This is a genomic window from Vibrio bathopelagicus (assembly GCF_014879975.1).
Classification (GTDB): Bacteria; Pseudomonadota; Gammaproteobacteria; order Enterobacterales; family Vibrionaceae; genus Vibrio; species Vibrio bathopelagicus.
Genome location: NZ_CP062500.1, coordinates 739,992 through 760,669, shown reverse-complemented (window position 1 = coordinate 760,669; position 20,678 = coordinate 739,992). Strand labels below are relative to the sequence as shown.

Here is a 20,678-nt window from a genome sequence, read left to right as displayed (position 1 = left end):
TCGAAGCTATTCCCGAAGGTTAACAAACCTATGCCGATTCCACCTCTTCAATGCGAGCGCATTATAAAGCATTTCTTTTTGTGACGTAACACCAAAAGCAACCGTTTGCGTTATTTTTTTCATCTAACGATATAAATAACAGTTTTGCTGCATTTATCAGCACTTTTACAACTGTTTAAATAAACCTGCTTTGCCAGCCTTGCGGTGTTTGGTATAAAGGGGCTTCCACTTTTCGAGATTTCATTTTGATGCATAAAATTACGCTGATCTTTTCGTCTAAATTCCTTTTGCTCGCTATCGCTCTGTTCGGGATAACTGGATGTCAGATTGAGTCTGAACCTAAAAGTGTTCTTGAACAGATACGAGATCGCGGCGTTCTGCGTGTCGGCACACTGAATAACCAACTCTCTTATTACATTGGTCCCGATGGCCCTGCAGGCTTAGATTACGAACTGGCTCGTGAGTTTGCTGAAGAGCTCGGTGTAAAGCTTGAGGTTAAACCAGCATACCGCTTATCCGGCCTATTCCCAGCTTTGAAGAAAGGCGAAATCGATCTTATCGCGACCGGATTAACACAAAACAGTAACCTGACACGTGCGTATCGCGCTGCACCTGCTTATTACTATGTAAGCCAACAAGTCGTGTACAAGAAAGGTCAATGGCGACCAAGAAACCTCGATCAACTGATCAAGTTTGAGAACGAGCGTCAGGCCGAGTTTGTAAAAGAACAATCTGAATCAGAAGAAACGGCACCAAATGAAACACTGACGCCATCTTTAGTTGTGGTGAAAGACTCACACTTTGAACCAACACTAAAACAGCTTCAGAACATACACGATGACTTTATCTACGATGCGGTCGGTAATGCGGACATCAATGACCTGCTAAAAGAAGTATCAACCGGAGAGCGACTATTTACCGTTGCAGACTCCATTGAGCTCTCATTGGCGCAACGTTTATACCCTGATGTAGCTCTTGCTTTCGAACTCACCGAAGACCAACCTATCTCTTGGTACTTAGAGCGTTCAGAAGATGAAAGCCTGTATGCGCTGCTGATTGAGTTCTTCGGTAACCTTAAACAGTCTGGTGAACTGGCTTCACTGGAAGAGAAATACATCGGCCACATTGGTACCTTTGACTACGTTGATACTCGTGCCTTTATCCGCGCATTGGATAGCAAGCTACCTAAATGGTCACCACTGTTTCAGCAATACTCGCAAGAATTTGATTGGCGCTTGATTGCTGCTTTGGCATACCAAGAGTCACACTGGAACCCAGTCGCGCGTTCTCCTACTGGTGTTCGAGGCATGATGATGTTGACGCTGCCAACCGCGAAGAGCGTAGGTGTTACCAATCGCCTTGACCCTAAACAGTCAGTACAAGGCGGTGTCGAGTACCTGCGCCGTATCGTTAACCGAGTTCCAGACTCTATTACTCAACATGAAAAGATCTGGTTTGCCCTCGCGTCATATAACGTAGGTTACGGTCACATGATGGATGCTCGCCGCTTAACCAAAGCACAAGGCGGCAACCCTGACGCTTGGGGTGATGTAAAAGATCGACTTCCTCTGTTGAGACAGAAGAAGTACTACAGCCAAACTCGATACGGCTATGCGCGTGGTGATGAAGCAAGAAATTACGTTGAGAATATTCGCCGTTATTACCAAAGCATTATTGGCCACGTTAATAAGCGTAACAAAGAGGAAGAAGCCAATCTTGAAGGTTTGGTTGTTATCCCACCTTTAGAGGTTTCAGGCGCTGAATCAACAATCAGTGCGGCAGAATCCACAATGAACGACTCTGAGCCGTCCAAATAAACAAAAAAGAGCAATGCCACTTAGCATTGCTCTTTTTTTAGCTAGCTGCTGCTGGTTAACATTGATACACAAAGTGACCGTTAAGTTTGAAATGTCATATTGCAGTAACAATCGAACTTTATAACGACACACCATAAACAACATTATGACCTGTTGTATTCAGACTCTGGTCATTGCGATGACTGTTCAGGAAAGTTCGCGACAGAGCTCATAAATCAAATAACCACTATAATTAAAACTGAAGTCATAATTACAAAGCCAGACGACAATAGGAATTCAATGAAGATGATGAACAAGAAATTGAAATCAAAACGCCTAGATAAGACCGTTGCAGCTAACCGTCGCAAGCGTATGCTTTCAAATAATAAGAAAAAGATCATTTGGCGTAATCGAGCTTTCATGCAGATGATTGTTGAATAAGCTTGCGATAGCACTCTTGGACAAAAGAGTGCTTACTACATACGACCTTATGGAAAAATAACCGCTCTATCTAGACCGAGTGCGGTTTTCTTGCTGCTCTTCAGCTAAGCGTAACTCTTCTTGTAAACGCTCTTGTTTTCTTTTCTCTTTGATCTCTTTTCGACGACGCTTGAAAAACGCCTGCAATTGTTCACGACACTCTTGCTCTAATAAGCCATGTTCAACATCCGCGTAATGATAAGAAGCCTGACTTTCAAACAAGTTAAGTACCGTCCCTGCCGCACCTGCTTTTAGATCTGGGGCACCAAAGACAATGCGCTTTACACGGCTGTGTAACAGGGCTCCTGCGCACATAGGGCACGGTTCAAGCGTGACGTATAAGGTGGTATCGAGTAAGCGATAATTTTCCAAAGCTTGGCCAGCTTTACGCAAGGTTTCGATTTCTGCGTGTGCCGTAGCATCGTGGCTACCAATCGAACGGTTCCAACCTTCAGAAATAATCTCACCCTCTTTTACCAACACAGCACCAACGGGAACCTCTCCCTCTTTCTCTGCTTGCTTAGCAACCTCGATGGCGCGTCGCATGAAGATTTCATCTTGAGGGCTGAATTGATGGTCTGACAAAGGGAACTCCAGAAAACAAAGGATAGAACAAAAAAAGGTATGCGGAGAAGCATACCTAATCTTAGTGATAATGAACAATAACCGTGATCTTGTTTGTTAAATATCTAGCGGCTTATCTAACTAACAGCATCGCCTAGCTCATTGACTATTTTTGTCGCTTTAACACTCACGATACGGTTGTTCTCGACCGAGGTGATTTCAAACTGCCATTGCTGACATTGAACGACTTCCCCTGTATCGGGTAAACGCCCAATTAGCCAAGTGACAAGGCCATTCAATGTTTGGAAGCCTTCGCTTTCCCCTTCTAACTCTGACAGCTCTAAGCGGTTCTTGAGCTCACTGATAGGGATTAAACCATCCACCAGCAACCCGTCTTCAATTTGCTCTGTCCATAGGTCATTCGGGTTATTAGATAGCTCACCTGCAATCGCTTCAAGAATATCGTAATGAGTCACCAGCCCTTGCACATCGCCATATTCATCGACAATGAATGCCATTTCTGTACCCGATTCTTTAAAGTAGCTAAGTAAACGCAGCGCCTTCATAGACTCAGGAACATATATCGGAGACTTAGACAGCCCCATGATCACTTGAATACTTAAATTGCCCGCCTGATTCAGCAAGGCTTTGGCCGACACCGTACCAACCACTTTATTGAGGTGATCTTGGCACAATGGAAACACACTGTGCTTTGACGATCGTAATTTTTTGAATATGTGCTCAACGGGTTGGTCAATATCCAGAAAATCGACGTCTCGACGTGGCGTCATCAACGAGCTCACAAGGCGATCATCAAGCTGCAAGATATTGCGAATCATCTCTTGCTCACCACGCTCTATCACACCAGATTCAGAGCCCTCTTTCACGAGAGCATGAATATCATCTTCAGTCACACTGTCTTCTTCGCCACCACGTCCCATTAACTTGAGAATACCTTCGGTTGAAGCAGACAACGCAAACACAAACGGCGTCGCGATTTTAGATAACCAGAAGATAGGCAGCGCGACTAACACGGCGATGTTTTCAGCTTGGGATTGAGCAAAGCGTTTTGGCACCAACTCTCCCACAACAATCGCGAAGTAAGTAATACCGACAACGACTACCGCAGTAGACAAGATATTCGCTTGTGTTGGGTCGAATCCCCAAAGCTCAAGTTGAATGGCCAGTGGCGCAGATAGCGTCGCCTCGCCCACAATACCGCTGAGTAGGCCGATTACCGTAATACCGATTTGAATGGTTGAAAGGAAGCGGGTTGGATTTTCTTTGAGCTCAAGTGCAACCTGAGCGGAGCGATGTTTTTCGGCTAAGCGTTTCAGCCGACTATTCTTTGCTGCTACCAGTGCAATCTCTGACATGGCAAACAGACCATTTAAAACAATTAACCCTACTAAAAGCAGAATTTTCATGTGGATTGGATTTCCTAATTTTACCGGCCAACAATTAGCCGTAATCCGGAGTATAAGCTGAGTGCCTTTATTTTGAATATAAAAAGTTTTGGATAAAAAAAAAGTAGAAAAAGATAGCAAAAAAAAGCCCGCACATTTCGGTGCGAGCTTTGATGATTTTATCTTACTGACTTTTGCTTTTATTACTTATCTTACATTGTGTAAGTGTAAGGAGCTTGGATACCTAGTGGGATACCAAGAGCCCAGTAAGCTAGCAAGAAGATTGACCAACCGATTAGCATAGCAATCGAGAATGGCATCATTAGAGAAGCTAGAGTACCGATACCTGTCGACTTAACGTAACGTTGACAGTAAACAACAACCAGTGGGAAGAACACCATCAGTGGAGAGATGATATTAGACACAGAATCGCCTACACGGTAAGCCGCTTGAGATAGCTCTGGAGAGATACCCACAACCATTAGCATAGGAACTAGGATAGGACCAATCAGTGCCCACTTAGCTGAAGCTGAACCTACAAGAAGGTTAACTGCTGCCGTTAGTAGAATCATACCAACAACCGTTGCTTCACCAGGAAGGTCCATCGCTTTCAGGCCTTCAGCACCGTAAAGTGCCAGCATAGTACCGATGTTTGATTGAGCGAATGCAGATAGGAACTGAGCACAGAAGAACGACATTACAATGTATGCGCCCATCGTTGCCATCGTCTCAGACATTGCTTTGATAACATCATTACTATTCTTGAAAGTACCCGCTACACGGCCGTAGACGATACCCGGAATAATAAACAGGATGAAGATCAAAGGAACGATAGACTTCATTACTGGTGCTGAGAACGCCGTTAGTTCACCTTCAGGCGAACGAAGTGCTGAGTTTTCAGGAACCAAAGCTGCGATAAGCAGACCAATACCTGCAACCATTGCCCAACCAGCAAATTTGAATGCTTTAGATTCAATCGCTGTGAAGGTACCTAGATCAGGTGCTTGTTCTGCATCTTCATCAACAGGAGTGTTAACAAGACGAGGCTCGATAACCTTCTCTGTTACGTACCAACCGATAGCAACGATTAGAACTGAAGATAGGCCAGTAAAGAAGATGTTCGCTAGAGGGTTAACCACGTATGCAGGGTCAAGAACGTTTGCCGCTGTTTGAGTGAAACCTGCTAGTAGCGGATCAATACCTGAAGGAATGAAGTTCGCTGAGAAACCACCTGATACACCAGCAAACGCTGCTGCAATACCTGCTAGAGGGTGACGGCCCGCAGCGTGGAAGATGATACCGCCAAGAGGAATTACTAGAACGTAACCTGCATCCGCTGCTGTGTGAGACACGATAGCAACCAAGATCAGCATTGGCGTTAGTAGCTTAGCTGGCGTGAAGTTAAGCATCTTCTTAAGGCCAGTCGTAATGAAGCCTGAAGAGTCAGCAACGCCAACACCTAGCATAGCAACAAGTACGATGCCTAACGGTGCGAAGCCTGTGAATGTTGTTACCATATTCGCTAGGAAGCTAGCAAGCGCTTCACCAGTAAGTAGGTTGTTAACTTCTAGAGCAGCACCCGTTTGAGGGTTGATTAGGTCGAATGAAAGATTCGACAAAAGTGCAGATGCTACCCATACGATAACTAGAGCCCAGAAGAACAGAATTGCTGGGTCTGGAATTTTGTTGCCGGCGCGTTCAATGAAGTTTAGAAAGCGGTCCATCCCACTGATCTTCTCAGTCGATGGTGCTTTTTTTACGGCTTGGTTACTCATGGTAACTCCATATGTGATGTTGTTTGTTTAGGCCTAATATAAGTTTGGACCATGGCCTATTGGTGCAGCACATATTCTATTAAAGTCGCCATTAAAAAGCACAAGGTTCCACCTTATTTTCCATAAATGGAGACATATTTTGCAAAAATACCATACAACAGCAACAATATAAAAACACAAAAAACACCATTCCATATACAGCCACTTAACCTATACGCAAACAATGTCCGAGGAGTGAAAATTATCAGTAAAAGGAGTAGCAGGAGCCTTGGCATGCAGTAAACGTTTGCTTAGGGATCAGTCAAACTCACTGTATTTGGAGAGCATTGTCTCTAGGTAAATGTTTTGCGCTCGGTTCATACGATCTTGCCATGCAATTGTGACCGTAATGTTTTTTAAGGCGCCAGACAAAGCACCATTGGCATTGGACACCTCACAAGTCATCACATACGCAGAGCCTGACAAACCAGATAAGGGGTCTGAGCTTGCTGTGTTGAGACAATGGTTCGCCTGGTTAAGTTCCGAAAAAGGAATTAGCCCGACCGCCCCACTCACATCCGAGACACGAGTCCGATAATACTCCATCTGCCTTTCAGCGAAATGCAGAGCCTCCACACTGTGGAGAGCAAAGTCCGATTTTTGTTCCGCGTAGACCTGCAGCTTAACCAACCCTAACGAGGCAACACCAATGAGCAGAAAAGAGATAAGCACCTCTATCAAACTAAAGCCTTGTTGTTTAGAAGTCATTCCATGAGCCTCGCTTCCATTGATAAATCGAAAGCGGATCACTCGGATTCGACTCTGAACGGAAATCTAAGTCCATATCCCCCACAATCGTCGTCACACCAAGTGGTGAATCAAAGATAAGGCCACCTGAAGGCAAACCAGAAGCAAATTGAATCCCGACACTTTTTTTCAGGACGCTAGTGTCATCGATGTCTTTGATAAAAGGTGCAAATACATTGGGAGTAACAAGCGCTCCCCAGAAGTCATCTATACGAGTTTTAACATGGCTCTTTTGATAATCGACCAAATGATAAATCACACCGTTGTAAGTCATGGCACCATTTAACGCGAGCACACCATCTTGAATCACCAGAAGTTGAGATTGATTGTTAGCGGCAGCAACCGCTGAATTGATATGGCAATTTCCCTCAACCCACAATCCCTTGGTTTGCCCTAGAGTGAAATGGTCCATGATTTCAGAACCGCACTCTGCCGCATTCAATATCTGTACGTGCTTAAAAAGGTCTGTGTCTTGTGATAAGTCGACAATATTTTGATCCGTTTTCGCGATACCAAAAAAGGTATAAAACGGATTCATCTCAGGGTCAGGGTTAAAGTCTTTTTTGAATGGAGGCGGATTCATTCCTTGAGAGGAATCTGGCGCATAGATTGAATAGCGACTTCCTGAATTGCCTTTGGGGATCTCCGTTTTATATTCGCTATCACACACGCCATCAAAACCAGAGAACGGACCGTCGGCACTTGGGTCGAGCACTTCTAAGCCTAGCGTTTGTCCTGAATCACCATGTGTTGAATCGTATTGGTAGGTAAAAAGGTCGGCAAAAGTAACACTAACGCATTCATATTCATTACCGCTGATCGGTTCTTCTTTTACTGTAGGCTTTAGGCTCAATGTACCGATGAACTCAATCGGCCCTGTTGATTGAATCGCCCCACTTCCTAACTGAGAGCTCTCACGAATGGTTTTAGACAGCAGCTGTGTATCAGTTGTAGATGCAATAATATAAGCAATGGAACTCGCACTGTCTGAAACCTCAATTTGGGGTTCACTGTCATATGGAGAACACCAATCGGAAAAGTCAGCAGGCCGAGCACTCGCATCTTTGATATCTAAAACGGTTTTATCTAGCTCACGTAGATAGGAATAAGTACACTCTAAACCACCTTCCGAACGCCAGTGGTTTTGCCTTCCTTGCACTTCATTTTGAGCTACTTTAATTTGATGGAATACACTACGGTACGTGCCTAACGTCACCACTAAAGTACCAATTAAAAGCACCGACGTAATCAATAAAGTCACCACACCACGCTGCTTTCTAAACATCATCATTGCCAGTTCCTTTGTTTAATGGAAACCGAAACCGATTTGGAAACACCTGCGGTTGGAATTGACGCTGTAATGCTGATATTAGTGAGCGTGCTCTTAATCGAATTCTGCTCTAATACCTGAGACGTAATGTTGAACTCATCAACATCAATAATGTTTTCGTCAAAAAGCGAGTAACATCGTTGGTCGGTTACCTCATTAAAGGTCATGAGCTCTTCGACTAGATCTTTGCCTGCATCACATATATTGAGCTCTGCACCATCTTTGATATAAACAATATTTCGGTATTTTTCCGTCGCTAGATCATCTCTGAAATAAACAAAACCCACCGCCACACCGCCACTCACTTGGATGGTGTTACTCGCGCCAGATAACTTGATTGAGTAGCCGTTTGAGCTATCGTAGCCTGCTCGTTGGATATCCTCTTTCATCACCTGCATGGTGCTGGTTAAATTTTGTAGCAGTAATAGCTCGATGCCTTTATCTTTTGCGATTCTCTGCCCCGTAATAAACACACTGCCAATAATCGAAATAGCGAACACGCCAATCACAGAGGCCACCATCAATTCAATCAGTGATGTACCTAGTTGCTTGTGAGGCGCTGCCACTATTGGTTTAACACACATCATAGCCATACTGCGCACTTGACTCGCCGCACACCTTAACTCGCCCTGGAGGGCTGGATAATTTGATCAAAAGTCGATCGGTTGAAACCGTATTAGGCGCTAGATAAAGAGTCCCTCGAGAGGGTCTTCCACGAACGCTCTCAAAAGTGATTCGGTCTCCGGTGTAGTTATGAGAAAAAGAAAGGTCACGAAAGGGTTCGCCCGACAACTGCAGTAAGGTTTCGCCTGACAAGTCTTCGGTCGGTTTTAACCAAATAGTCCAATCTCCAGTTGATTGCACTTCATTCTTTTCCATCGAGAAATGAACCCAAAGATCTTGATTCCTTTTTACTGACTCTGACTTAGCCTGAATAAGAAAACCATTTAACTCGCTAGCCAATCTCTGCATCTTCACAGTTTGCGTTACTGAACTAAAACTCGGGGCAGCCGTGGCTATCAGTATCGATAACACCGATACCGTGATTAACAGCTCTAATAAAGTAAACCCGCGAGTCATTTCCCAATTTCCTATGTAATACCGTTCGTAACCGTATTTAATCTTGCGCCGATGCTACCACCGGAGAAAAATAGGCAGAGATATGAAAGGAAACTACTCGCGATGATTCGAAGAAATATATGCAACAACAACAACTTAAGTATTAGAGGGATGACATTGATCGAATTATTGCTCGCTGTTGCCGTTGTGGGGATACTCGGTGCAATTGCGTACCCAAGTTATACGAGCCATGTAATTAAAGCGCATCGAGTCACTGCAATGGCCGACATGACCAAGATTCAATTAGAGATGGAGACCCTGTATACGGGAAACTACGCGTCGGCCGCTGATAGTATTATTTCTGGAGGGACATGTTTGTTTTGCGATACCGACACCAGCCGATACACGTTAGCGATTTCAGCCAGTAGCACCACCTATTCAATTCAAGCTGAACCGCTTTCGCAGCAGGTAAATGATGAATGTTTAGGCTCGACTACCGATAAGTTGGAATTGCACCATTCGGGTGTTTCGGAGCCCGAAGCGTGTTGGAAGTGACAAGATAAAGTACCAAAGAACGCTAAAGCTTATCTCCCGAAACCTTAGGTCTTTCTTCTTTAATCTTCTTCCTTCTTAGGTCTTCTTTTTTCTCTGATCTATAAACACAAAAAGCCTGCTACATGAGCAGGCTTTTCTACTGTTATCAATAAATTAAAGTATCAATAACTTAAGCTATCAATAACCTAATTAGCTAGTTAGATAATCAGTTCACTGATTACTTAGTTAGGTCATCGAAGAAGTTTTTAACGCCGCTGAAGAAACCTTCAGACTTTGGCTTATGCTTGCTCGCCGCTTCGCCACAACATGTCTCTTCGAAATCACGAAGAAGTTGTTTTTGACGAGAGCTTAGCTTAACAGGAGTTTCAACTACTAGCTTAACGATTAGGTCACCAACACCGCCGCCACGAACACCTTTCACGCCTTTGCCACGCATACGGAACATACGGCCCGTTTGTGTCTCTTCAGGTACTTTAAGGTTTACACGACCATCCAGTGTAGGAACTTCAACTTCACCGCCTAGCGCTGCCATTGTGAAGCTAACTGGCACTTCGCAGTAAAGGTTGTTGCCGTCACGCTCAAAGATGTTGTGCTCTTTTACGTGAACTTGTACGTAAAGGTCACCAGCCGGAGCGCCTTGCTCTCCCGCTTCACCTTCGCCAGATAGACGAATGCGATCACCAGTATCCACACCAGCAGGGATCTTAACGTTAAGCGTCTTAGTCTTCTGCTTACGGCCTTGACCATGACATGAGTTACATGGGTCTTTGATAATCTTGCCTTTACCATTACAAGTAGGACAAGTTTGTTGAACTGCAAAGAAGCCTTGACGCATTTGTACTTGGCCGTGGCCATGACAAGTGCCACACGTTTGTGCAGAAGAACCCGATTTAGCGCCGCTACCGTCACACGTATCACACTCAACAAGAGTCGGTACTTCGATTTCTTTAGAAACACCACGAACAGCTTCTTCTAGAGAAAGCTCCATGTTGTAACGTAGATCAGAACCACGTTGTGCACGCGCTTGACCGCCGCCACGACGACCGCCGCCAAAGATATCGCCAAACACATCACCGAAGATATCGCCGAAGTCACCTTGGCCACCGCCGCCGTAACCGCCGCCGCCACCCATGCCACCTTGTTCAAAAGCTGCGTGGCCGTATTGGTCGTAAGCTGCTTTCTTTTGAGCATCGGTTAGGATCTCGTACGCTACTTTTACTTCTTTAAATTTGTCTGCTGCGCTGTCATCACCCTGATTACGGTCCGGGTGGAATTTCATCGCTAAGCGTTTGTACGCTTTTTTAATATCGCGCTCTGATGCATCGCGGCTTACGCCTAATACTTCGTAAAAATCACGTTTTGACATGTTCTAGGTCACCAAATAATTGCTACTACCGAATGATCACTTCAGTAGTCTGTGTATCAATCTAGATAAAAGTTCTGCCGGCTGAACACCGAATAAAGCTATTATCTAGATCGACAAGTCTAAATACAAATTTACGGGCGTGAGAGTTACCTCTGACGCCCGTATTAATAAGTCTTCGAGACAAATTTCTAAGCAGATAGCTTGAGTTTTAGGAGGAAGCGCGGAGTCTACGTTAGTAGGTGAGCACTTCCGACAACGAAATCAGGCTACTCTGCGACGAAATTATTTTTTATCGTCTTTAACTTCTTCAAACTCAGCATCAACAACATCGTCGTCTTGCTTAGGTTGTTCACCAGCGTCAGCACCAGCTTGTTCAGCTTGAGCTTTCTGTTGAGCAATTTCCATTAGCTTTTGAGCTGCTTGCATAAGTTCTTGAACTTTAGCGTCGATAGCTTCTTTGTCGTCACCAGACTTAACTGATTCTAGAGCTTCGATAGCTGCTTCGATTTTAGCTTTCTCGTCTGCAGGTAGAGCTTCACCAGCTTCTTCTACTTGCTTCTTAGTGCCGTGAATCATTTGGTCAGCTTGGTTACGTGCAGTTACTAGCTCTTCGAACTTCTTGTCAGCTTCTTTGTTAGCTTCTGCTTCTTGAACCATTGCTTCGATCTCTTCCTCAGACAAACCGCCTGATGCTTGGATAGTGATCTTCTGCTCTTTACCTGTCGCTTTATCTTTAGCAGATACGTTCAGGATACCATCAGCATCTAGGTCGAATGTTACTTCAACTTGTGGCATGCCACGTGGTGCTGGTTGGATACCTTCTAGGTTGAACTGACCAAGAGACTTGTTGTAAGTCGCTTGCTTACGCTCACCTTGAAGAACGTGGATAGTTACTGCGCTTTGGTTGTCTTCAGCTGTAGAGAACACTTGATCCGCTTTAGTAGGGATAGTTGTGTTTTTCTCGATAAGCTTAGTCATTACGCCGCCCATCGTTTCGATACCGAAAGATAGAGGAGTAACGTCTAGAAGAAGAACATCTTTAACTTCACCAGCTAGAACACCACCTTGAACAGCAGCACCCATTGCAACAGCTTCGTCAGGGTTCACGTCTTTACGTGGCTCTTTACCGAAGAATTCAGTTACTTTAGCTTGAACCATAGGCATACGAGTCTGACCACCAACTAGGATAACGTCAGTGATTTCGCCTACAGATAGGTCTGCATCTGCTAGAGCAACTTTTAGTGGCTCAAGAGAACGTTGAACTAGGTCTTCAACTAGAGACTCAAGCTTCGCACGAGTCACTTTGATGTTCATGTGCTTAGGACCAGTCGCATCAGCAGTAACGTAAGGTAGGTTTACGTCAGTTTGAGTAGTAGAAGAAAGCTCGATTTTCGCTTTTTCTGCTGCTTCTTTAACACGCTGCATTGCTAGTGGATCAGCTTTAAGGTCGATACCTTGCTCTTTCTTAAACTCATCTACTAGGTAGTTGATCATGCGGTTATCGAAATCTTCACCACCAAGGTGAGTATCACCGTTAGTTGAAAGAACTTCGAAAGTTTTCTCGCCTTCTACTTCATCGATTTCGATGATAGAGATATCGAATGTACCACCACCAAGGTCATATACAGCGATAGTGCGATCACCACCTTGCTTGTCTAGGCCGTAAGCCAGAGCAGCAGCAGTAGGTTCGTTGATGATACGTTTAACATCTAGACCAGCGATACGGCCAGCATCTTTCGTTGCTTGACGTTGAGCATCGTTGAAGTAAGCAGGAACAGTTACTACTGCGCCAGTTACTTCTTCGCCTAGGAAGTCTTCAGCTGTTTTCTTCATTTTCTTAAGAACTTCAGCAGATACTTGAGGAGCAGCCATTTTTTGGCCTTGCGCTTCAACCCATGCATCACCGTTATCAGCTTTAACAATGTTAAAAGGCATGATTTCGATATCGCGTTGAACTTCTTCATCTTCAAAACGACGACCGATTAGACGCTTAATCGCGTATAGCGTGTTTTGAGGGTTAGTAACTGCTTGACGTTTCGCCGGTTGACCAACTAGCGTCTCGCCTTCAGTGTATGCGATTACCGATGCTGTTGTGCGTTCGCCTTCAGCATTTTCTAATACGCGTGGTTTGTCACCGTCAAGAACAGCAACACAAGAGTTAGTAGTACCTAAATCAATACCAATGATTCGACCCATCAGGCTTTCTCCGAATAAATTCTATTTAGTTTTTTGCTATACCCACTATGTGGGGGGTAGTAATCAGGGATTCAACCCTAATACACAAATTTAAGTGCAAATGTAATTTGCTTTCGTATGCACCATAGATAAGGGCTCACGAAGCCTTTTCAAGGGGGATACTGGATTTTTTCACATTTATTTTAATAAAAGGAATGATTAGACACGAATACATATCATTACCTCCATATAAGCCCCATAACTGGGTTTATCAACTTTCGATTACCCGTTGCTATAGCAAAGTTCTGTATCTGTATCTGTATCTGTATCTGTATCTGTATCTGTATCTGTATCTGTATCTGTAAGAAGGCTAGTCAGACAGATTTCCCTCACAAAGCCATTCACTCTCAGCTAAAGCAGATAAAGTGTTCTCCTCCCCCAATAAAAAACGGAGCCACTTGGGCTCCGTTTATCTATTCAGGTTTTCCACTTAGATTTCATCTATAGAGGAAAAGTCTCTGATTATGCTTCTGCTTTCTTTAGCTCAGCTTCTTCGTTAGCTTCAACGCCGATTTCATTTTCAGATTTCGCTACGATTGTGTTAACCGCAGTATCACCAACAACGTTAGAAGAAGTACAGAACATGTCACAGATACGGTCAACAGCAGCAACAATCGCTAGACCTTCTGGTGGCAAACCTAGTTGATGCAATAGAACACCAACCATAACCACACCACCACCAGGAACACCACCAGCACCGATAGACAGTAGCAAGATAGTTAGACCTAGAGTGAAGATGTCAGCAGTGTTGATTGGCTGACCAAATGCGTTTGCTACGAACATAGTTGCTAGTGCGATGTAGATAGATACACCAGACATGTTCATTGTTGCACCTAGTGGTACACCGAAACCTGCTACTGACTTAGATACGTTCAGCTTGTCAGTAAGAGTACGCATTGTTACTGGAATCGTCGCGTTCGAACTTGCAGTCGATAGTGAGAATAGAACTTGCTCACGAGTTGCGCGTAGGAACTGCTTTGGAGAAATACCAGTGAATGAACCAACCATCATTGGGTAGAAGAAGAAGATCCAGAACACAAGCATTGCCACAACAAGCGCTACATAGCCAGCAACTGACATTAGCGTGTTTGCATCAAGTGTTGCACCTAGTTGAATCATCAGAGCAAATACACCGTATGGCGCAAGGCTCATTACTAGGCCGATAAGCTTCATCATGATTTCGTTAGCCATCTTGAACGTCTTGATAGCTGGGCCACCACGAGAATCAAGAGCTTGGATAGCAAGACCAGTCAGAATAGCCATGAAGATGATTTGTAGCATATCGCCACTTGCAAATGCTTCTACAGGGTTGCTAGGAACGATGTTAACAACAAGAGAGAAGATATCTGGCGTTTCAGTTGTTGTAAGCGCAATTGTCTCAGAAACTGTACCAGCTAGATTCGCACCAGCACCCGGTTGGAAAATAAGACCAATCGTTAGAGCTGCTGAAATCGCAATGATGGTGTTAATAATGTAAAGACCAAAGGTTTTACCACCAAGACGACCAAATGAACGAATATCTTTTAGCTCAACGATACCGCAAACAATAGATACGTATACAAGAGGTACTACAAGCAACTTGATAAGTGATACGAACATACCACCAGCACCTTCAGCAGCGCCGAGTAGGTACGTATCGAAAATAGCAATGCCGCTGAATAGGTACTGAATAGCAGTACCAATAATTAGGCCAGCAAACAAGCCTACAAAAATCTTACTTGAGAGCGATTTATCCATCGTTCTTCTCCAGTTTGTTGTGTTTAAATTTTGTACTTTTATAGTTATATATGCGACTAAAATCGCTATATCGCAGTGGATTTTACATACAAAGATAACAATTAAAAGCATTTATTTACAAAAACATTACAAGTGTGACATCGGAACATTTCTTAATTAACAACCAGTTTCATAACATAAAACTCTAAATCGTTGATCTGGATAAAATAAAAAGAACGACATTCTTAATGCGATTTTGATGACTATTTACGAGGACTCTCAAGTTACAGGCATAAAAAAGAGAGGCATATGCCTCTCTTTTCATTTCACGTTAACCAGTGAATTATTTTGTCGCCGCTACTTTCTTACTTCACAATTGCAACAATCAACTGCTCAGCAAACGGCAACTCAATTACTTAGCAACCATTACCATTGCAGGGCGAATAACACGGCCGTTAAGCTCGTAGCCTTTCTGCATAACAAACATCACAGTGTTTGACTCGTGGTCTGGGCTTTCTTGAATAGACATTGCTTGGTGGTATTCAGGGTTGAATGCTTCACCTTCAGGGTTGATCTCTGTAAGACCAAATTTAGCCACTGTGTCTACGAACGTTTTGTGAGTTAGCTCAACGCCTTCAAGAATCGGCTTAACCGCTTCGTTCTCAGCATCTGCAGCTTGTACTGCACGCTCTAGGTTATCGATAACGGGTAGTAGGCCTTCAGCGAATTTGTTTAGCGCGTATTTACGTGCTTTATCCACTTCTTGCTCAGTACGACGACGCATATTCTCAACTTCAGCTTTAGCGCGTAGTACAGAATCTTGCTGCTCTTTCACTTTAGATTCGCTAGAAAGCAGTGCAGCTTCTAGTTGAGCGATTTTTGCTTCTTGCTCATCAACAGACTCTTCATTTAGCTCAGCTTCTTCAACTTTCTCAGCTTCAGCAATGATTTGATCTAGCTCTTCTTCCGTTACTTTGTTTTCTTCGTTGCTCATGATCTCTCCAGAATTCGTTTTCAATGCAAGTGACAGGTGTGTTTGCACCCCAAATTGATATAAAACACTCGCATAGACGTTCAACTTGCCTTTATTATGGGGATGAAGAATTTTGATTCAAGCCTAATTCGTTTGGAAACGTTATGAAAAAGCCATTTGAAGTCATCGCCATTATTGGTAAACCTCGAGATCAGCAAGCAATTCAGACTCATAGAGAGCTCTATCAGTGGTTAAGTGCTGAGGGTTATCAAGTGTTTGTTGATGACAGGCTCGCCACTATTTTAGACGATATCCCTAAAGAACATTTTTCTAGCCTAATTGAACTAGGAAAACGTGCTGATCTCGCCATTGTTGTCGGTGGCGACGGCAATATGCTGGGTGCCGCTCGTATTTTGTCGCGTTTCGATATTTCAGTCATCGGTGTTAACCGAGGCAATTTAGGTTTTCTGACAGACCTGAACCCTGAAAACTTCCAAACCTCACTCACCGATGTACTTAAAGGTGAGTTTATGGAAGAAGAGCGATTCCTACTCGAAACAGAGATACATCGTCACGGCCAAATAAAAAGCCACAACGCGGCACTCAATGAAGCCGTACTTCACCCAGGTCAAGTTGCGCACATGATCGAGTTTGAAGTGTATATCGATGACAGCTTCGCCTTTTCACAGCGTTCTGATGGCTTGATAGTCTCAACACCGACAGGTTCAACGGCCTACTCGCTTTCTGGCGGCGGCCCTATTCTGTCATCAAGCCTAAATGCAATTTCATTAGTGCCAATGTTCCCGCACACCCTTTCAAGCCGACCACTGGTGGTGGATGGAAAGCGTCGAATCAAGCTTATCGTATCGCCAGATAACCGTGGAACCCAAGAAGTTAGCTGCGATGGTCAAATCTCGCTACCTGTTTCTCCTGGTGATGAGATCCACATTTATCAAAGCCCTAACGTGCTCAAGCTGATCCACCCTAAAGACTACAACTACTACCATGTTCTACGTAACAAACTAGGCTGGTCGAGTAAGCTGTTCTAAGAGAAAAGCGACTCTAGTAATAACCGAAATAAAAAAGGCTGACGATATTTGTCAGCCTTTTTTATTGCCTAAAAGATTCCCTATCACGCTCCTTCGTCGCTGTAGGGAATGACGACAGCGAACACCAAGCTTCAAAAACAAACGTCATTCCAGAAACGAGGAACGAGTTATCTGGAATCTCTGACACGGAAACAAACTACAAAAGCAGATTCTCTATCACACTCCTTCGTCGCCGTAGGGAATGACTGAATTGGAAATCTCATAATATTTCGTCGTAGAGATCACGTCGACTAGGGTTCAGCTCACTAATCAATATTTCCTTCCATGAACGATTCCATTTCTTTAGCTGTTTTTCTCTCTCAATCGCTGCTCTAAAGTCTTCGAAAACTTCAAAATAGACTAACTTGTCAACATTGTACTTCTTAGTAAAACCCTCTAAATCTCCGGCTTTATGCTGCCAGGTCCTTTGCTTGAGGTTCCCAGTAACGCCTATGTACAAAACTGAATTCGAACGATTAGCTAGAATATAAATTGCAGGTTGCTTCATTCTTCCCCCTTGATATTGAGCTCTTAAAACTACCAAAACAAAAATCACGAAGAGCACTAAATAAGAATTAGCTAACAAAAGCAGATTCCCTCTCAGACTCCTCCGTCGCCGTAGGGAATGACGACTACTAGCAATCCTCAAGACACCGTCATTCCCAAGAGGGAGAAACGACTGAGTTGGGAATCTATATTGCTTTCAGTAATCTACAGACAACCTCAATTCTGAGAGCGGTCACAAAAAAATTTCACCTGTCGACTTTACTGTATAAAGAAACAGTATATACTGAGCTTATATACAGTATTGTTCAGTTATACAGGTAAATAAAAATGCTGGCTCATTTAAGTGTTAATAATTTCGCTATTGTTAAGTCTTTACAGCTAGAACTCTCTAAAGGCATGACAACAATCACCGGTGAAACGGGGGCGGGTAAATCTATCGCGATCGATGCCTTAGGCTTATGTCTTGGGGGAAGATCAGATGCAGGAATGGTAAGACAAGGTGAAGAGAAAACCGAAGTCAGTGCTGCTTTTTTACTTGAGAACAATCTGCATGCTACCCGCTGGTTAGAAGACAATGAACTGCTTGATGGCGGTGAATGCATCCTACGCAGAACCATCTCTAAAGAAGGTCGCTCTCGCGCATTCATCAACGGCAGTCCTGTCCCTCTTTCACAATTGAAATCGCTTGGGCAGCTGTTGATCAACATTCATGGTCAACACGCGCACCATCAGTTAATGAAAAGCGATTACCAAATGGCCATGCTTGATCAATACGCAGGCCACTTGAACCTGTTGAAATCGACACGTAATGCTTACCAAGCCTGGCGACAAGCCGATAACCACTTAAAAGAGTTACGTGAAAACAGTCAGCAAAACCAAGCTCAAAAACAACTTCTTGAATACCAAATTAAAGAGTTAAATGAGCTGTCTATTGGGGAGGAAGAATATGAAGACCTCGAACAAGAGCATAAGCGCCTCTCCAATAGCGGAGAACTGGCCTCAACCTGCCAACAAGCTATCGAGCTTATTTATGAAGGCGAAGAAGTTAATGCGCTTGGTATTCTGCAATCGGCCAATAACTCCTTAATTCAGTTAGCTGAGCTTGATGAAAGATTAGCGGAATTACCGAACTTACTCTCTGAAGCCATTATTCAGATTGAAGAGACCAACAACGAATTAAGAACATACCTAGACTGCATTGATGTTGATCCAGGTCGTATGGCTTACGTTGAAGAACGCTTCTCGAAAGTGATGTCGATGTCTCGTAAACACCACGTGTTACCTGAAGAGCTTTATAAGCACCATCAAGACTTATTACAACAAGTTGAAGCGCTGGATTGCTCTGATGAAAAGTTGGAAGAATTAGCAAACGAGGTAGAAAACCAATACCAATCATTCGTTGCCAAGTCAGAGAAGCTTCATAAATCTCGAACTCGTTACGCAAAAGAGCTCAACAAGCTGATCACGCAAAGCATGCACGAACTGAGCATGGAAAAAGCGCAGTTTGCCATTGAAGTGAACAACACCAACACGCACCCTTCTCCATTGGGCATGGATAACGTGACCTTCATTGTTTCGACGAACCCAGGTCAACCAATGCAGCCCATTGCGAAAGTGGCCTCTGGTGGTGAGTTATCACGAATCTCACTAGCGATTCAGGTAATCACGGCGCAAAAAGTGGATACACCAAGCCTGATTTTCGATGAAGTCGATGTGGGTATCAGTGGCCCAACGGCTGCAGTTGTCGGAAAAATGCTACGTACACTGGGTGAATCAACCCAAGTGATGTGTGTGACTCACTTACCTCAAGTGGCAGGTTGTGGGCACCAACAACTCTTCGTTGCTAAGAACACTAAATCCGGTAAAACAGAGACCCAAATGCATACCTTGGATGAGCAACAACGCATTTCAGAGCTTGCTCGACTACTTGGTGGCAGCCAGATTACCGAGTCGACACTGGCCAACGCAAAAGAGTTATTAATCGCAGCTTAGGTTACATATTCAGCAACTTTCTGATAATTTACCGAAAATTCTTGGCAATTTTGCAACTTAATTCAAAATTGCCAGTCATAACAAGCTCAAAGCGCAAGGAGCTTTTTACTTCTTGCTGGAGCTTGTTTATTATCAGGCAGTATTTTAGCGAAGAAAGATCTCAAACTATGCGAATTAAAAAGTGGTTAGTTGCAGTTCCACTTGCACTAACAATGTTGACCGGTTGCTCTCTATTAGAGAAGTTGGTTTATCGAATTGACATCAATCAGGGTAACTATGTTGAACAAGAAGCTGTCGATCAGCTCAAGTTTGGCATGACAAAAACACAAGTTCGTTACGTTATGGGCTCACCAATGCTTATCGAAAACGGCTACCCAGATACGTGGTATTACATTTACCACCACCAAAAAGGCCATGAAGACCCTATTCAGAAAAATCTAGTCGTTAACTTTGATGCCACTGGCACTCTAGTAACGATCAACGGTGATTTTGAAGCCAGTGATGAGTTCTTCGAAAGCCTTCGCTAGCTTTCAACCAACAAAGCTTTCCAGTCAGCAAGGCTCTCAAGCAAGAAGCAACAAGCAACAAGCAACAAGCAACAAGCAAGAATCGCAAAAGCCTGCTCATGAGCAGGCTTTTTAATATCTGCTAACAAATTAGGTGCGTTGTCTAACCAACAGGCACAAAAAAGCTCGCCAATATAGCGAGCTCTCTTCTTAGTCAAACTTGTTTAGCGTTACGATTTAGCAGCTGCTGCTTTCGCTTGCTCAGCACGCTTACGGCGAATCTCTTTTGGGTCAGCTAACAGTGCTCGATAGATTTCGATACGGTCTTTATCACGAACCGTCGCATCTAACTTAACGTTGCGGCTGAATACGCCAACCTTGTTTTTCGCTAAATCGATTTCTGGATACAATTCCAAAACACCAGACTGTGCGATGATCTCTTCAACGGTCGCGTTCTTGTTCACCACCAAGGTAAACACACGCTGCTCGTGCGGAAGCGCAAACACAACTTCTACGTGGATCATATCTGATTCAATAGTCATGG

Annotated in this window: 19 protein-coding genes and 1 pseudogene; 6 read left to right on the top strand and 14 right to left on the bottom strand. The window is 43.8% G+C overall.

Features of this window, described 5'->3' with window-relative positions:
* The first annotated feature begins 248 nt into the window (after positions 1-248).
* Together mltF and IHV80_RS25305 are read left to right on the top strand one after the other, a co-directional pair.
* On the top strand, positions 249-1,817 hold the full coding sequence (gene mltF / locus IHV80_RS03395; RefSeq protein ID WP_192890059.1) for a membrane-bound lytic murein transglycosylase MltF: 1,569 nt from the start codon (positions 249-251) through the stop codon (positions 1,815-1,817).
* 285 nt (positions 1,818-2,102) lie between these two features.
* On the top strand, positions 2,103-2,237 hold the full coding sequence (locus tag IHV80_RS25305) for a hypothetical protein (RefSeq protein WP_264158403.1): 135 nt from the start codon (positions 2,103-2,105) through the stop codon (positions 2,235-2,237).
* Positions 2,238-2,303: 66 nt separating this feature from the next.
* Here IHV80_RS25305 and tadA read toward each other — a convergent pair.
* The 7 genes and pseudogenes from tadA to IHV80_RS03360 all read right to left on the bottom strand — a co-directional run bounded on the left by tadA (position 2,304) and on the right by IHV80_RS03360 (position 9,217).
* Positions 2,304-2,914: pseudogene (gene tadA / locus IHV80_RS03390) on the bottom strand (tRNA adenosine(34) deaminase TadA).
* A gap of 63 nt (positions 2,915-2,977) precedes the next feature.
* Positions 2,978-4,267 (bottom strand): hemolysin family protein, encoded by a 1,290-nt coding sequence (locus IHV80_RS03385; RefSeq protein WP_192890057.1) that lies wholly within the window; start codon positions 4,265-4,267, stop codon positions 2,978-2,980.
* A 191-nt stretch (positions 4,268-4,458) separates the two neighbouring features.
* Positions 4,459-6,021 (bottom strand): AbgT family transporter, encoded by a 1,563-nt coding sequence (locus tag IHV80_RS03380; protein WP_192890056.1) that lies wholly within the window; start codon positions 6,019-6,021, stop codon positions 4,459-4,461.
* 297 nt (positions 6,022-6,318) lie between these two features.
* A complete protein-coding gene (locus IHV80_RS03375) occupies positions 6,319-6,768 on the bottom strand; it encodes a prepilin-type N-terminal cleavage/methylation domain-containing protein (RefSeq protein ID WP_192890055.1) in 450 nt (149 codons plus the stop codon).
* The gene (locus IHV80_RS03370) at positions 6,758-8,098 is read right to left on the bottom strand and encodes a hypothetical protein (protein ID WP_192890054.1); all 1,341 of its coding nucleotides are present in this window, start codon (positions 8,096-8,098) and stop codon (positions 6,758-6,760) included. Before IHV80_RS03370 ends, IHV80_RS03375 begins: the two co-directional genes overlap by 11 nt.
* Entirely contained in the window at positions 8,095-8,730 is a 636-nt protein-coding gene (locus tag IHV80_RS03365; RefSeq protein WP_192890053.1) for a PilW family protein, read from the bottom strand. Before IHV80_RS03365 ends, IHV80_RS03370 begins: the two co-directional genes overlap by 4 nt.
* On the bottom strand, positions 8,711-9,217 hold the full coding sequence (locus IHV80_RS03360) for a GspH/FimT family pseudopilin (RefSeq protein WP_192890052.1): 507 nt from the start codon (positions 9,215-9,217) through the stop codon (positions 8,711-8,713). Before IHV80_RS03360 ends, IHV80_RS03365 begins: the two co-directional genes overlap by 20 nt.
* Before the next feature lie 102 nt (positions 9,218-9,319).
* Here IHV80_RS03360 and IHV80_RS03355 point away from each other — a divergent pair, with 102 nt between their 5' ends.
* Positions 9,320-9,751, top strand: a complete 432-nt coding sequence (locus IHV80_RS03355; RefSeq protein ID WP_192890051.1) for a type IV pilin protein — start codon at positions 9,320-9,322, stop codon at positions 9,749-9,751.
* 217 nt (positions 9,752-9,968) lie between these two features.
* On the opposite strand, the gene dnaJ is transcribed toward IHV80_RS03355, so the two are convergent.
* The 4 genes from dnaJ to grpE form a co-directional block, all read right to left on the bottom strand.
* Entirely contained in the window at positions 9,969-11,117 is a 1,149-nt protein-coding gene (gene dnaJ / locus IHV80_RS03350; RefSeq protein WP_192890050.1) for a molecular chaperone DnaJ, read from the bottom strand.
* 282 nt (positions 11,118-11,399) lie between these two features.
* Positions 11,400-13,313 carry a molecular chaperone DnaK gene (gene dnaK, locus IHV80_RS03345; protein ID WP_017110244.1) on the bottom strand — a complete coding sequence of 638 codons (1,914 nt, stop codon included), beginning with the start codon at positions 13,311-13,313 and terminating at the stop codon, positions 11,400-11,402.
* Between the two features lie 501 nt (positions 13,314-13,814).
* On the bottom strand, positions 13,815-15,089 hold the full coding sequence (locus IHV80_RS03340) for a dicarboxylate/amino acid:cation symporter (RefSeq protein WP_017106603.1): 1,275 nt from the start codon (positions 15,087-15,089) through the stop codon (positions 13,815-13,817).
* Positions 15,090-15,480: 391 nt separating this feature from the next.
* Positions 15,481-16,062, bottom strand: coding sequence for a nucleotide exchange factor GrpE (gene grpE / locus IHV80_RS03335; RefSeq protein ID WP_065104990.1), 582 nt, complete (start codon positions 16,060-16,062; stop codon positions 15,481-15,483).
* Between the two features lie 143 nt (positions 16,063-16,205).
* Between grpE and nadK the strand changes: the two genes are divergently transcribed.
* Positions 16,206-17,090 (top strand): NAD(+) kinase, encoded by an 885-nt coding sequence (nadK, locus tag IHV80_RS03330; RefSeq protein ID WP_017106601.1) that lies wholly within the window; start codon positions 16,206-16,208, stop codon positions 17,088-17,090.
* Positions 17,091-17,349: 259 nt separating this feature from the next.
* Here nadK and IHV80_RS03325 read toward each other — a convergent pair whose 3' ends face one another.
* Positions 17,350-17,637: a GIY-YIG nuclease family protein gene (locus IHV80_RS03325; protein WP_192890049.1), complete on the bottom strand. Its 288-nt coding sequence runs from the start codon at positions 17,635-17,637 to the stop codon at positions 17,350-17,352.
* A gap of 326 nt (positions 17,638-17,963) precedes the next feature.
* Here IHV80_RS03325 and recN point away from each other — a divergent pair, with 326 nt between their 5' ends.
* Both recN and bamE read left to right on the top strand, forming a co-directional pair.
* On the top strand, positions 17,964-19,628 hold the full coding sequence (recN, locus tag IHV80_RS03320; protein WP_192890048.1) for a DNA repair protein RecN: 1,665 nt from the start codon (positions 17,964-17,966) through the stop codon (positions 19,626-19,628).
* A 167-nt stretch (positions 19,629-19,795) separates the two neighbouring features.
* Positions 19,796-20,155: an outer membrane protein assembly factor BamE gene (gene bamE / locus IHV80_RS03315; protein WP_004735159.1), complete on the top strand. Its 360-nt coding sequence runs from the start codon at positions 19,796-19,798 to the stop codon at positions 20,153-20,155.
* Here the strand turns inward: bamE and IHV80_RS03310 are convergent.
* Both IHV80_RS03310 and IHV80_RS03305 read right to left on the bottom strand, forming a co-directional pair.
* Positions 20,152-20,352, bottom strand: a complete 201-nt coding sequence (locus IHV80_RS03310; RefSeq protein WP_192890047.1) for a hypothetical protein — start codon at positions 20,350-20,352, stop codon at positions 20,152-20,154. The genes bamE and IHV80_RS03310 overlap by 4 nt on opposite strands.
* A gap of 12 nt (positions 20,353-20,364) precedes the next feature.
* Entirely contained in the window at positions 20,365-20,676 is a 312-nt protein-coding gene (locus tag IHV80_RS03305; RefSeq protein ID WP_004735158.1) for an RnfH family protein, read from the bottom strand.
* Positions 20,677-20,678: the final 2 nt, after the last annotated feature.

Excerpts from the sequence above, each read along its gene's own strand:
- mltF (WP_192890059.1), top strand. The coding sequence starts at position 249 with ATGCATAAAATTACGCTGATCTTTTCGTCTAAATTCCTTTTGCTCGCT.
- IHV80_RS25305 (WP_264158403.1), top strand. The coding sequence starts at position 2,103 with ATGATGAACAAGAAATTGAAATCAAAACGCCTAGATAAGACCGTTGCA.
- IHV80_RS03385 (WP_192890057.1), bottom strand. The coding sequence starts at position 4,267 with ATGAAAATTCTGCTTTTAGTAGGGTTAATTGTTTTAAATGGTCTGTTT.
- IHV80_RS03380 (WP_192890056.1), bottom strand. The coding sequence starts at position 6,021 with ATGAGTAACCAAGCCGTAAAAAAAGCACCATCGACTGAGAAGATCAGT.
- IHV80_RS03375 (WP_192890055.1), bottom strand. The coding sequence starts at position 6,768 with ATGACTTCTAAACAACAAGGCTTTAGTTTGATAGAGGTGCTTATCTCT.
- IHV80_RS03370 (WP_192890054.1), bottom strand. The coding sequence starts at position 8,098 with ATGATGATGTTTAGAAAGCAGCGTGGTGTGGTGACTTTATTGATTACG.
- IHV80_RS03365 (WP_192890053.1), bottom strand. The coding sequence starts at position 8,730 with ATGGCTATGATGTGTGTTAAACCAATAGTGGCAGCGCCTCACAAGCAA.
- IHV80_RS03360 (WP_192890052.1), bottom strand. The coding sequence starts at position 9,217 with ATGACTCGCGGGTTTACTTTATTAGAGCTGTTAATCACGGTATCGGTG.
- IHV80_RS03355 (WP_192890051.1), top strand. The coding sequence starts at position 9,320 with ATGATTCGAAGAAATATATGCAACAACAACAACTTAAGTATTAGAGGG.
- dnaJ (WP_192890050.1), bottom strand. The coding sequence starts at position 11,117 with ATGTCAAAACGTGATTTTTACGAAGTATTAGGCGTAAGCCGCGATGCA.
- dnaK (WP_017110244.1), bottom strand. The coding sequence starts at position 13,313 with ATGGGTCGAATCATTGGTATTGATTTAGGTACTACTAACTCTTGTGTT.
- IHV80_RS03340 (WP_017106603.1), bottom strand. The coding sequence starts at position 15,089 with ATGGATAAATCGCTCTCAAGTAAGATTTTTGTAGGCTTGTTTGCTGGC.
- grpE (WP_065104990.1), bottom strand. The coding sequence starts at position 16,062 with ATGAGCAACGAAGAAAACAAAGTAACGGAAGAAGAGCTAGATCAAATC.
- nadK (WP_017106601.1), top strand. The coding sequence starts at position 16,206 with ATGAAAAAGCCATTTGAAGTCATCGCCATTATTGGTAAACCTCGAGAT.
- IHV80_RS03325 (WP_192890049.1), bottom strand. The coding sequence starts at position 17,637 with ATGAAGCAACCTGCAATTTATATTCTAGCTAATCGTTCGAATTCAGTT.
- recN (WP_192890048.1), top strand. The coding sequence starts at position 17,964 with ATGCTGGCTCATTTAAGTGTTAATAATTTCGCTATTGTTAAGTCTTTA.
- bamE (WP_004735159.1), top strand. The coding sequence starts at position 19,796 with ATGCGAATTAAAAAGTGGTTAGTTGCAGTTCCACTTGCACTAACAATG.
- IHV80_RS03305 (WP_004735158.1), bottom strand. The coding sequence starts at position 20,676 with ATGACTATTGAATCAGATATGATCCACGTAGAAGTTGTGTTTGCGCTT.